Consider the following 13,925-nt stretch of genomic DNA (forward strand, 5'->3'; position numbering starts at 1 on the left):
AATATTAATATGTAGGTGCTGTTTCTTTTTCTATTACTGGTGTAAAAAGCGTATCTTTTTTATACAACTTAATACTATCCAATTGTTTTTTAAGTGGTTTTATAAACTCAAAATACGCTGGTTTAATACTAGGGTCTAGAGGTTCTGCTGATGGCAATTTTTCTTTAAACGGATCTACCTGTTTTCCATATTTCCAAAAACGATAACAAACGTGTGGTCCACTTGTATTTCCTGTCATACCAACCCAACCTATAACATCTCCTTGTTTTACATAATCTCCTACTCTAACATTACGCTTTTTCATATGTAAATACTGAGTTGAATAAGTGCTATTATGTTTTACTTTAACATAGTTTCCGTTTCCTCCTCGTCGTGCAGATTCAACAACAGTTCCACTTGCAGTAGTCATTATTTCTGTTCCGTACTTAGCAGCAAAATCAGTTCCTCTATGAGGTCGAACTCTACCATAAAGCGCTATTTTTCTTCTCAAATTATATCGTGAAGATACTCTGTATTGAAATTTAATTGGTGATTTTAAAAAAGCTCTTCGTAACATATTCCCTTTCTCATCATAAAACTCAGGTATTTTACGAATTGTGTCTCCAATGAATTTATAGGCATGTAAATCTTCTCCTCCATGATTAAAAACTGCTGCTTTCACTTCTCCATAACCAACAAAAACAGTGTCGTTTATAAACTTTTCTTCATAAATTAATTTAAATTTATCTCCTTTTTGAAGGCGATAAAAATCAAGTGTCCAAGCGTAAATATCTGCTACAGTATTGGTTAATGTTGATTTTAAACCTAAACTATCCATGGTAACCGATAAGTTTGAAAAAATCTCTCCTGCTATTTCTTTTTCTACCGTTTTAATTTTTTTTCGAACCTTATACGCCTCAATAATAGAGTCTTTAAAATTTATTACTGTTGCATCTACTTTGTTGTGTTTATATATAAAAACTTGCGCTTTTTCTAATGAGTCTTTTGAGGCAAGAATTGTGTATGTTTTACCTGAGCGTACGCGTCTTACATCAAAAGTGTCTTTAATAGTTGTTGCAATTTTATTAATTTTTGGATACATTACATGATGACGATCTAAAATACCTCCAAAACTTTCGCCACTTTTTATGGTATCATGTATTATCTTGTATTTATCCTTATTAAAACCAAAAACATACGTAGGCTTGGGTTTTATTATCTTTACAGGTATTTTTACATCTTCTTTATTATCTTTTTTACATGAAAAAAAGAGAGAAAACACAAATAACAGAAGGCTATATTTTTTCAAAAAACAATTTTTTTTTAAGATTGTGGTTATCCGCAAAAATACAAATAAAAAGTTTTGATTATTACACTTTAACAGTCAGTAAACAACTTATTATTATTATTTACTTAATTACAATTTCAAAAGGGTTTGCCAAACCTTTATAAGCATCTAATTCTGCTCGTAAAGAACCGACTGATAAAGAGGCTTTAATTTTTACAGGAACTTTATTATCATCAGCCGTTATCCAAATTGTTACGCTTTCTTTAGCTTTAAAAACCCTTCCTGCCTGTACAAAAGGTCTAAATTTTAGGGTTTTGATTTTACCAAATTTTGTTTTTATGGTTTCTTTCCCTAAAAAGCGTAATTTAAATGGATTTGTTTTTCCGTCAAAAAACATATCAATTTTAATTTCCTCACCTTTTTTCATCTTTTTTAAGTTATGCTTTCTTAAAAAGTAAAAAGCAGAAATCATATCTTGAACATTCACAGCCTTTACGGTGGTTGCTTTTTGTTTTATAAAATCCTGAATATGAACAGTATTTTTTTGCTGATTAAAAGCTATTTGTTTATTTTTTTTATACCCGCCTTCATCAATTTTTCTTTTAAATAAATACGGCTTTCCTGTTTGTTTATCAAAATACGATTGATAATTATCATTTACTTTAAAAAACCACTTAATCATTCCTGTTGTCCAACCTTTAGCCGTGGCATGTAGTACTTTTTTACCTTTTAAACTTTCTTCATTTAGCGATAATGTAGCGTTACCTGCTTTTAAAAAGCCACTATAACTCATTTTAAATTTAAGCCATTCACCATCTTTAAATACAGGTTCCTTTTCTTGACTAAAAGTAATTACGGTAAAAAATAATACGGAAATAAAAAATACTTTTCTTTTCATGATTTTCAAACTTATTAAAAAAGTAAGACAATTATTGTTCCAAAATATAAAAAGTTGTTTGAATTTAAAAATCAAACAACTTTTTATATTTTATTATTGAGTTTAAAATGTTCCCCAATTTTTTAACTCTTCTTTACTCCATAAATATGGGAAAAATATTCTTCGCTGATATTTTGGATGCATATATTTACGCCAATTACTACCTCCTGTAGCTTCTAAATCCTTATCGCCACCACCTAAATATTTACCCGCAGCATTATAATGTGCCATTACCCATTTTACGTTTACGGTGTAATCATAATGACGCATTGCAGCTATTAATTCAGGATTTTTTTGAACACCCTCTGGCAATTGTTTAAATTTTGATGATAGATTACAATCCCTATAATCTTCCATAAAATCAATAAAATCGCCCATGTATTTTTTTTCGAAAAGCTTAATTAATATTGATTTTTTTCCTGTTTGATGATTTTTACCCGCTGCTTGCCAATACAAATGTTCAAAAGCATTTTTAAAAGACGAACCCCTATCAATTGTTTCCCTATAACGTGCGTCAATTAAATTAATTAACTCTGTTGATGCAAATTCTATTTTACGATATTGTGCTGATTGAAATCCGCTTGCAGGTGCCAAGGTGTTTCGAAATTTCAGGTATTGTTCTACATCCATTCCGTCTTGCATTACCGTAAAAGAATTACACAACATATCAAAATACCTACTAATACGCATTAAATGTTTCGAAAATTTATCTGCACTAATTACTTCTTCAGTTAATGAAATTTGATCAATTTCCCATAAAATCATTTTAAACAACAGTTCATTTACCTGATGATACATAATAAAAACCATTTCATCAGGCTCAGTTGTTCTTGGTATTTGCAAACCTAACAAGGCGTCTGTTTGAATATAATCCCAATAAGTTATTGGTGTACTATGCAACAACCCCTCTAACATGGTTTCTAACGGGACTCCTAATTTTTCGTATTTGTCCTCTATTGCTTTTAAAAGCGCTTCTTTATTCATTTTTATATTTTATATAAACATTATTAATTAAAATCACCATTTCTATAAGTATTATTACTTATGAAAATGGTGATTTAATGTTTCTATAATTATCCATTTAAATTATAAAGTTCCTCGTTTTTCTTGTTCTCTTTCTATAGATTCGAACAAGGCTTTAAAGTTTCCTGCTCCAAAACCACGAGCCCCCATTCTTTGAATAATTTCGAAAAATAAGGTTGGTCTGTCTTCTACTGGCTTTGTAAAGATTTGCAATAAATATCCTTCTTCATCAGCATCAATCATAATACCTAAAGATTTTAACTTTTCGATATCTTCGTTTAATTCATGACTAAATTCCTCTAAACGACCAGGAACTGATTTGTAATATTCGTCTGGAGGTGTTGATAAAAACTCTACTCCATTTGCTCTTAATTGCGACACTGTTTTTAAAATATCATCTGTTGCAACAGCAATGTGTTGTACTCCTGCACCTTCGTAAAAATCTAGATATTCTTCAATTTGCGAACGCTTTGCTGCTTTTGCTGGTTCGTTTATTGGAAACTTAATTCTACCGTTTCCGTTAGACATTACTTTACTCATTAATGCCGAATATTCTGTATGAATTTGCTTATCATCAAAAGATAAAAAGTTTTCAAACCCCATAACATCTTCGTACCATTTTACCCAAACATCCATTTGGTTCCAACCTACATTACCAACCATGTGATCAATATATTTTAATCCTGCTGATGGTGGGTTGTATTCTGATTCCCATTTTTGAAAACCTGGTAAAAATGCACCATTATAGTTTTTACGTTCTACAAACATGTGTACGGTTTCTCCGTAGGTATATATTCCTGCTCTTACTACTTCACCATGCTCATCTTTATCAACCGTTGGCTCCATATAAGATTTTGCTCCTCTTGAAGTAGTTTCTTCGTATGCTTTTCGTGCATCTTCTACCCAAAGTGCTACTATTTTAACACCATCACCATGTTGTACAATATGGTCGTTTATTGGCGATTTACTATTTAATGGAGTTGTTAGCATTAACTTGATTTTGTCTTGCGTTAATACATAAGATACAGAATCTGTTGCGCCAGTTTCTAATCCGCGATAAGCGTGTGATTGAAATCCGAATGCTGTTTTATAAAAATGTGCTGCTTGTTTTGCATTACCTACATAAAACTCTACATAATCTGTTCCTAAAAGTGGCAAGAAGTCTTGTGCTCCTTCAAATATTTTTTCTAAACCGTAGTTTACTGATTTTATTTCTTTTTTACTCATTGTGTTTATTTTTTTCTAGACCTCACAGGTTTTAAAAACCTGTGAGGTCTTATATTTATAAATTAGCGACTCCTTTGATAAAGCATTATTTATTTAAACAAATTTAGCCCTGATTGAAGCATTTGTTTGAGCTCTTTTTTATTTTTTTTCTAAATAAAAAAAGCGAGTGCGAAAAGCAGGAAATAGCTTCTAATAATTATTTTACTCTAACCACGATTTATAATAATCTTCATCGGCAATTTTCATGGCTTCTTCTGTAACCATTAAAGGTTTAAAAGTGTCTACCATAACTGCTAATTCTTCGGTTTTTTCTTTACCAATGCTTTTTTCGGTTGTTCCTGGATGTGGACCGTGAGGAATACCTGCTGGATGTAATGATATATGACCTTGATCGATGTCATTTCTACTCATAAAATCACCGTCTACGTAATACAATACTTCGTCGGAATCTATATTACTGTGATTGTATGGCGCTGGAATTGAATTTGGGTGATAATCGTATAAACGTGGTACAAAACTACAAATTACAAAGGTATTTGTTTCGAATGTTTGGTGCACTGGTGGTGGTTGATGTATGCGACCAGTTATCGGCTCAAAATCATGAATTGAAAATGCATATGGAAAGTTGTATCCGTCGTAACCAACCACATCAAAAGGATGCGAAGCATAGACCATTTCTATGATCTCGCCTTGTTTTTTTACTTTGATTAAAAAATCTCCTAACTCATTATAGGTTTCTAATTCTTGCGGTCTGCGTAAATCGCGCTCGCAAAATGGCGAATGTTCTAATAGTTGCCCAAACCAGTTTCGGTAACGCTTTGGTGTGTAAACTGGACTGTAAGATTCGACAATAAAAAGTCGGTTATTTTCATCATCAAAATCTAATTTATAAATAATTCCACGGGGAATTACTAAATAGTCTCCGTATTTAAAATCGATGTTTCCAAGATGTGTTCTTAATTTCCCTGTTCCTTTATGAATGAAAATTACCTCATCTGCATCGGTATTTTTATAAAAATAATCGTTGGTAGAGTGTTTTGGAGCTGAAAGAATAATATTACAATCAGAATTTGTTAAAACAACTTTTCTACTTTCTAAATAGTCGTTTTCGGGCGGAACTTGAAATCCGCGAAAACGATATGATTGAATATTATTGGCTTTGGCTATTTTTGGCGCAACAGAATATTGTTTGCGAATTTCTTTGACCATTGTTGGTCTGTGCTCGTGATAACTGTTGGTAGACATTCCGTCAAATCCAATCGTACCAAATAGTTGTTCGTAGTATAAACTACCGTCTTCTTTACGAAATTGCGTATGACGTTTTGGTGGAATATTCCCTAACTTATGATAAAAAGGCATTTTGTTAATGTATTAATGAGTTAATAAATAATGTTACAATTAGCAAGAGCATAAGATTGTTACATTTTTACACTGATAAATTAGTACATTAAAACCTTATTCCGGATTGCGTTTTATCAAAAATTTTAAGTGTGATAATAAGTCTAAATACATTTGTTAGAACTTTTAGTTGCTTGTTTTACAAATATACAGAAATAAAAAAAACATTATATCTTCTTAAAATTCAAATAGTTTTATTTTTTTATTTAAATTAAATCTAAATAAGTTTTGTATTTGTTTTCAAGTAAGGTATTTTTGTCGATAATTATTTGAATTAAATCTAAATTAAAACAAAATGCACAAAATCATACCCACATCATTGGTATTGTTTTTATTTATCACAACAACAATAATTGCTCAAAATAGCACTATTAAAGGAAGCCTCTTTTCAGTAAAAAACGACGCGATACCTTCAGTTAATATAGTATTAAACTCTAATAAAAAAGGAACTATTAGTAACAAAAACGGGGCTTTTGAATTTAAAAACCTTAAAGAAGGCAACTATACAATTAATTTTTCAATGGTTGGTTTTGAAAAAAAATCAATTACTGTTAATCTTAAAAGTAACGAATCGAAAAATGTAGGGAAAATAGTTTTAAAAGAATTAATTAATAAACTAGATGAAGTTACAATTAACGGTGTAAAAAACAAATATTCTAAAAAAAAGGTTTCTAAATCATTACGCTTACAAACACCAATTAAGCAGCTACCTCAAAACATTCAAGTAGTTGGCTCAGAAATTCTACAAGACCAACAAGTTACTAATTTATTAGAAGGTGCTTTTAGAAATGTAAGTGGTGTTAGTAATATTGAACATTGGGGACATTTTGCACGCATAAATATGCGTGGTTTTAGACTACCTGCATTTAGAAACGGTGTAAACATTCAAGACTCATGGGGACCTCTTTCTGAAGATACTTTTATGGTAGATCGCATAGAATTTGTAAAAGGGCCTTCTGGATTTATGATGGCCGCGGGTGAACCTGGTGGATTTTATAACGTAGTTACTAAAAAACCTACTGAAGAAAAAATAGGTACTATAAATGTAATGGGCGGAAGTTTTGATACCTATAGAGCTGCCGCTGATTTTGGGGGTGCATTAACTAAGGATAAGCGATTACTTGCTCGTTTAAATGTTTTATATCAAAACACTGGAAGTCATAGAAAATTTGAAAACACTGAACGTATAGGTATAGCACCTTCTTTATCATACAAAATAAGTGATAAAACCGATTTTTTAACTGAATTTTCTTATCAAAAACTAAATACACTAATTGGTGCCGCTTATATTTTTGGTCCTGTTGATAAAGGTTTTGGAAGCTTACCTAAAAACTTTACAATGATTGATAAAGGTTTTCCTGAAACCGATATAAAAGAAGTTAGTTTATTAAACAAAATAAGTCATCAATTCAACGAAAACTGGTCGGCAGAAGCAAAGTATGTTACTATGCTTTATACACAACAAGGAGCTTCAGCTTGGGCTCGAAATATTGAAGACAATGGAAATGCTATTAGATCTGTAGGTTTATGGGATGCTGTTTCTGAAAGTGAATATTTTCAATTATATACTAATGGAAAATTTAATACTGGATCAATAAGTCATAAAGTTATGGCTGGTTACGACCATACCGATAAAGAGTATTTTGCTGACTTTGGTCAAAATGGATTAATAGACACTCCTAGTGCTCCTTTTAACATCTACAACCCAACTTATGGAAACAGTGTCTTTCCAGTATTTGACAGAAGTGTTCCTTTAAAAGACCGTGCTACTTTATACACATATGGTACAAAAATTAATTCATTATACATACAGGATGAAATAGGTTTTATAAATAATAAAATAAGACTAACATTAGCTGGTAGATACACACACCTTAGTCCTAAAGGAGATAAAACGACAAAAAAAATTACGCCAAGAATTGGTATAAGTGCTGATATTACACCGCAAATTACCGCTTATGGATTGTTTGATCAATCATTTTTGGCTAACGATGCCATAGACAGTACACGAAAAAGATTTGCCCCTATTGAAGGTACCATTTATGAAGCTGGATTTAAAACCAATTGGTTAAACGGAAAAATAAATGCTTCATTAAGTGCTTATTTAATTAATAAGAATAATATAACAACTAATGATCCAACTGATACTACTCGTCAATTTAGTATTTTACTTGGTGAAATAGAATCTAAAGGATTTGAATTTGACATGCAAGCAAATATTAGTAATGAGCTTGATGTTGTGCTAAATTATGCCAATACAGATGTAAAAATAGCAAAATCAGATATTCCTAACACTGTTGGCACAAGAATGGCTGGACATGCAAAACACATAACTAATGGATGGTTAAATTATAAATTTAACAAAAACTCAACATTAAAAGGCTTTGGTGTATCACTAGGGTACCAATACTCAATTGATAGATCTTCATGGACTTGGGATGCTGATAATAATACCGAATTACCTAACTATTTTAGATTAGATGGTGGTGTGCATTGGAAAAATAACAAATTACGTGTTGCTTTAAATGTAAACAACTTACTAAACAAACACCTATACTCTGGCGCCAATTATGGTAGCTATTTATACTGGCAATCTGAACCAGGTATAAATGGTAGAATATCTTTAACTTATAATTTATTTTAATACTTATAAAAAGCATTCTTACTCTAAGAAATAATGAAACTTATACTAAAAATAACAATCCTTTTATTTACCCTTAATATCGTTGCACAACAAAACTATATTAACGGAACAATAACAGACAAGAATCAAACACCACTTACGGGCGTTAATATTTATATAAAAAGTTCAAAAACTGGCGTACAATCTGATTTTGATGGTAATTTTAAAATATTAAAAAAGCCTACTACAAATATTAATTTAACAATATCGTATATTGGGTATAAAACTAAAGAAATAACTGTTTCAGGTGATAAAAATATAAACCTAGGAACTATCGTTTTATTAGAAGGTAATGAGCTTTTACAAGAAATTGTTGTTCAATCAAGAAAAAACTCTTTTTCACGTAAAAAAACCGCTTATGTTTCAAAACTACCTTTAAAAGATATAGAAAACCCTCAAGTATACTCTACAATAACAACCGAGTTACTAGAATCTCAAATTATTACCAATTTTGATGATGCTATAAACAATGCTACAGGAATTAGTAAACTTTGGGAATCTACCGGTAGAGCGCCCGGAGAAGGAACCGGATATTTTTCAACCAGAGGTTTTGCTACACAACCTTCTTTAGTTGATGGTGTTCCTGGCTTTACTTTTAGTGCTATTGACCCTTCATATATTGAAAGAATAGAGGTGGTAAAAGGCCCTTCGGCAACATTATTTGGTAGTACTGTAACTTCATTAGGAGGGTTGATAAATGTAGTAACTAAAAAACCTTATAAAGGTTTTGGTGGAAGTGTTTCTTACACTGCTGGTTCTTTTGGTATGAACCGTATTTCAGCAGATATAAACACTCCTTTAGGTACAAATGACGATTTGTTTTTTAGATTAAATACTTCTTATTTAACACAAGATAGTTGGCAAGATGCTGGTTTTAGAAAAACCTTTTTTGTTGCTCCTTCATTAACATACCGTGCAAATAATCGCTTAAATTTATCTTTTGGTATTGAATATTCTGATACAGAACAAACAAACCCTTCGATGTTATTTGTTAGAAGAGGTTTACCAATGGTGTCAAGAAATGTAAAAGATTTAGGTATAAACCCTAATAAATCATTTACTTCAAATGATATCACATTATCAAGTCCTATTTTTAATACAAGAGCTATTGCAGATTATAAAATTTCTGACCAATGGAACTCTCAAACAATTTTTGCTAGTAGTTATTCTGAAGCAAATGGATATTATCAATACATGATTGAAGGTGCTGGAGCTGCATTTTTAGTTTTACAACCTTTAGCTGCTGTACCAGGAGTAAATGATATTTTATTAGAATCACAATCTTTACTACAAAGAGATGCTTTTACAAGAATTTACGATAAACGCGATGCCAATGCAACAAAATTTAACATTCAACAAAATTTTACAGGTGATTTTAAATTGGGCGATGTTAGAAATCGTTTGGTAATTGGTTTAGATTATGTAAACAGAAATTCAAAAACAAACAACCAAAGCGGAAATCCTACTTTGGCAGCAACTCCAACATTTTCAGGAATTTTACAAACATTAACATATTTAGAAGCTATCAACCATGTGCCAGCAAATACTGCGTTAGGTTTACAAGCGCAATTATCAGGATTTCCATATTTTGATGGAATGTTTGCCGCAGATGGGACAATTATACCTAATAACTTTACACCAAACACAAAACACAGTGTTAAAAAAACTGATTTAGATGCTGTATTTAATCAAGTTCCAACGCGTGAGATAGAAACAGGCTCGTCAACTTTTGCTGTATATGCTTCTGATGTTATTAATATCTCAAAAAAATTAACTGTAAATTTAGGTTTACGTTTAGATTATTTTAATCAAAAAGGAAATAAAAATAATGATTTAGATAATTATACTAAAACAACGTTATCGCCAAATGCAGGAGTTTTATATCAACCTTTTTTAAATAAATTAAGCGTATTTGCAAATTACCAAACTGGATTTGTAAATAATAATCCTGTTGTAAATCAAGACGGAACAGTAGATACTTTTAAACCCACAAAAGCTACTCAGTTTGAAGGTGGATTTAAAACAAATTTCTTTAATGGTAAATTAAATGCAAGTATTAGTTATTATCACATTACCGTTAACGACGCTCTTAATTCTGACCCTAATGGTATTTTATTTCCAACAAGTATTGATATTGAAGAAACTGTAAGCAAAGGGCTAGAGTTTGAAATAAACACCAATCCTTTTGATGGTTTAAACTTAAGAGCTTCTTTTTCTCATAACGATAGTAAAATTACAAAGGCATATAGCAATAAAACAAAAACAGCATATGCTGCATTACAAGATAGAAGACCTGAAGAAGCAGGGCCTAAAAACATTTATAACTTTTGGACAAATTACAAATTTTTAGAAGGTACTTTTTTAGAGAAATTTGGAGTCGGAGCAGGATTTAACGGAGCATCAAAACATTTAATGATGAACAACGGGGTGTCAGGAGAGTTTACCTTACCATCTTACACTATTTACAATGCTTCTGTTTATTACAATGCAAATAAATTTAAAGTAGGTTTTAAAGTAAATAATCTTACTGATGAAACCTATTATAAAGGATGGAGTACTATTAATGCTCAAGCACCTAGGGCATTTTTAGGTACGATACAATATAAGTTTTAAGTGCAATTTGAATTAAGTTTATATTAACCCTTGTAACTCTAAGTTTTATAAACTTAGAGTTGCTTGGCTAATAAAAGTAATATGATAACAAGTAGTTTTTTATTAATTTTTATAGGATTATTTTTTAAATACAACACCTCAAAAAAAATAGAATTAAGTAATTTAAAAAAAATAGAAACCTGGATACAAAACAATACCAAGAAAGCTAATACAATAAGTGTTCTAATATTAATGGCAACACTACTATTAATGATTCGCCAGTTCGGAACAACATCGGGAGTATTATTTTGGTTATTTACGATAACACTTATTTTAAGTTTAATCATAATAATTGCACCTTTTAAAAAAATTAACTACAAACACATAACTTTTCTTTTTGCAATTTCATTTTTAATTGAAATACTATTATAACATGCCAGCTAATCCAAAATATTTAACAAAATCTCCTTTGCAAAAATTTGCTAAAATAACCGCTGGTATTATAGGTGGTTATATTATTACAGCATTAATACACATGTGCTTACCATTGTGGTTACCTAACCCAAAAGAAATAGTTATTACTTCTATTTTCACCCTTTTTATAGTGTGGTGCGCTTTATTAATTATTCCTTTTTTATTTAAAAATGGTTGGAGTGCATGGTTAGTATACTTTATAGCTACAATTTTACTTTACTGTATTTACACTATTGGAAAACAAAACAACCCCTTTATATAATGAGTAAAAGAAATTACAATGTATTTTTTAATACGCATACAGTAAGTGGTATTGTTATTAGTGTTGCTTTATATATAATTTTCTTTGCAGGAGCTTTTGCTTTGTTTAAAGATGAAATTAAAATTTGGGAAGAAGGTAACACGGTTTCACACACACATTCAAAAAACATAAATTTTGATAAAATACTGCATCAATTAAATAAAACTTATGAATTAACAGGAAGAGATCTACAAATGACTTTTGGTGAAAAAACAGACAAAATAGCTGTTTTTATGAGCGCCAGTAAAGATAGTTTAGCATCAAATAAAGGAAAAGAAAGTAATTTTTTTTATGTTGATATAAACACTCTACAAACTAAAAAATATGACGAGCAATATAGTTTAGGAGAATTTTTATATCGCTTACATTTTTTTCATCAACTACCAAGAATCGGAATATATTTGGCAGGTTTTGTTACCCTTTTCTTTTTATTTGCTATAATTACTGGTGTTATAGTTCACTGGAAAAAGATTATTCCAAACTTTTATAGCTTTAATCCTAAAATTATTTTAAAACGAGTTTGGACTGATGCACATACTGCTTTAGGTGTTATAGGTTTACCTTTTCAATTTATTTTTGCCGTTACTGGTGTTTACTTTTCTATTAGTATCCTTGTTTTATTACCCGCTAATTTTTTGTACGAAGGAAATCAAGCTAAATTAATGGAAGATTTACGACCTATAACCAAAAATTATCAATGGATTAAAGTATCAAATCAAAAAACACCTAGTTTTAATTATTTTGCTAAAAAAACAGCTAAAAAATGGGATAACTTTCGACTAACACGTGGATTTATAAAAAATTATGGAGGAAACTCTATGAAATACACCATTATGGGTGAATTAGATTATAAAGATCGCTTTGTTGGAACTGGTTACATAACTTTTAATCCTTATCTAAAAAAAATAGAGGCTTCCAAAGATCCTACAAAATTAAGCTATGTTGAAGATTCTCAATTTGTTTTCGGGCGTTTACATTTTGCTAATTTTGGAGGAATATTACTAAAAACCATCTATTTTATTTTAGCGCTAATTACCTGTTTTGTTATTATAACAGGTGTTTTAATTTGGATTGAAGCACGTAACAAAAAAAGCATGTCTTTAAAGCAACGATTATATACCGCAAAAGTAGGACATATATACTTAGCTATTTGCTTATCTATGTTACCCGTTACCGCATTATCCTTTCTTTTTGTAAAATTTGCAAACGGTAATTTCGAAAATAAAAAAAGCATCATTTACCTCTTTTATTTTATAACTTGGATAGGTTTCATATTCTTTTTTCGCTTTAAAAGAAACAACTATTACACCAATAAAGTTAGTTTATTATTAGGCGCAATTTTTGGATTTATGATACCAATTGTAAATGGAATTAACTCAGGAAACTGGATATGGACTACTATTGCTAACAAACAATACGAAATACTAACAGTTGATTTACTTTGGATAATAATTTCGGTAACCGCTTTGCTATGCTATTTTAAAATTAAACCTAAAGAGGTAATGCAGAGCACATTTAATAAAAATCCAATTGATTATAAAAACATCAAACATTTAAAAACTGAAACGTTTGAAAAAACTAATTTAATAACTAAAAAAGACGACAAAAATCATATACCTATGCGAACAAAAATTATTATTCTTTGGATATTTTTAGCCATTGGCTGGATAGTACACCACATATACGGGTTGTTTAATATTTATTACAACGAAACATTAATGATGGAAGGAGCAACAGGAAAAGCTCCTGTAATTCATCATATTTATCGTATTTTATTTGAAGGCATGTGCTTATTATTTGCATTATTAACCATCGAAATATCAAAAAAATGGTTTAAAATAACATCTCTTGTTTGGGCAAGCATAGCCACCTTATATAACGTATACCATTTCTTTGAAGCTATTATGCATGAATCTACTAATATTTCAGAAATTTTCATGCTTTTATTAGTTGCCATAGCTAGCATATTTTTAATTATCAATATTTACAAATGGATTAGGAAAGAAGCATAATTTGAAAAAAA

Annotated in this window: 10 protein-coding genes; 5 read left to right on the forward strand and 5 right to left on the reverse strand. The window is 30.3% G+C overall.

Annotation, left to right across the window (positions count from 1 at the left end; genetic code table 11):
• Nucleotides 1-4 precede the first annotated feature (4 nt).
• The 5 genes from BA195_RS01585 to BA195_RS01605 all read right to left on the reverse strand — a co-directional run bounded on the left by BA195_RS01585 (nt 5) and on the right by BA195_RS01605 (nt 5,813).
• Complete coding sequence (locus BA195_RS01585) at nt 5-1,288, reverse strand: peptidoglycan DD-metalloendopeptidase family protein (RefSeq protein WP_068701761.1); 1,284 nt, start codon at nt 1,286-1,288, stop codon at nt 5-7.
• Between the two features lie 100 nt (nt 1,289-1,388).
• Entirely contained in the window at nt 1,389-2,165 is a 777-nt protein-coding gene (locus tag BA195_RS01590) for a DUF3108 domain-containing protein (protein WP_068701763.1), read from the reverse strand.
• 102 nt (nt 2,166-2,267) lie between these two features.
• Complete coding sequence (locus BA195_RS01595; RefSeq protein ID WP_068701765.1) at nt 2,268-3,188, reverse strand: tryptophan 2,3-dioxygenase family protein; 921 nt, start codon at nt 3,186-3,188, stop codon at nt 2,268-2,270.
• A 102-nt stretch (nt 3,189-3,290) separates the two neighbouring features.
• Nucleotides 3,291-4,454 (reverse strand): 4-hydroxyphenylpyruvate dioxygenase, encoded by a 1,164-nt coding sequence (gene hppD / locus BA195_RS01600; protein WP_068701767.1) that lies wholly within the window; start codon nt 4,452-4,454, stop codon nt 3,291-3,293.
• A gap of 201 nt (nt 4,455-4,655) precedes the next feature.
• Nucleotides 4,656-5,813, reverse strand: coding sequence for a homogentisate 1,2-dioxygenase (locus BA195_RS01605; protein ID WP_068701769.1), 1,158 nt, complete (start codon nt 5,811-5,813; stop codon nt 4,656-4,658).
• 334 nt (nt 5,814-6,147) lie between these two features.
• On the opposite strand from BA195_RS01605, the gene BA195_RS01610 reads away from it, so the two are divergent.
• From BA195_RS01610 to BA195_RS01630, 5 genes are all read left to right on the forward strand, one after another.
• Nucleotides 6,148-8,496, forward strand: a complete 2,349-nt coding sequence (locus BA195_RS01610) for a TonB-dependent receptor (RefSeq protein WP_068701771.1) — start codon at nt 6,148-6,150, stop codon at nt 8,494-8,496.
• 33 nt (nt 8,497-8,529) lie between these two features.
• Complete coding sequence (locus tag BA195_RS01615) at nt 8,530-11,148, forward strand: TonB-dependent receptor (RefSeq protein ID WP_068701773.1); 2,619 nt, start codon at nt 8,530-8,532, stop codon at nt 11,146-11,148.
• An 81-nt stretch (nt 11,149-11,229) separates the two neighbouring features.
• Nucleotides 11,230-11,559, forward strand: a complete 330-nt coding sequence (locus BA195_RS01620) for a hypothetical protein (protein ID WP_068701776.1) — start codon at nt 11,230-11,232, stop codon at nt 11,557-11,559.
• 1 nt (nt 11,560) lies between these two features.
• Nucleotides 11,561-11,863: a hypothetical protein gene (locus BA195_RS01625; RefSeq protein ID WP_068701778.1), complete on the forward strand. Its 303-nt coding sequence runs from the start codon at nt 11,561-11,563 to the stop codon at nt 11,861-11,863.
• Nucleotides 11,863-13,914, forward strand: coding sequence for a PepSY-associated TM helix domain-containing protein (locus tag BA195_RS01630; RefSeq protein ID WP_068701780.1), 2,052 nt, complete (start codon nt 11,863-11,865; stop codon nt 13,912-13,914). The genes BA195_RS01625 and BA195_RS01630 overlap by 1 nt, the downstream gene beginning before the upstream one ends.
• Nucleotides 13,915-13,925 lie beyond the last annotated feature (11 nt).

This window comes from Tenacibaculum soleae, assembly GCF_001693415.1.
Lineage (GTDB): Bacteria > Bacteroidota > Bacteroidia > Flavobacteriales > Flavobacteriaceae > Polaribacter > Polaribacter soleae.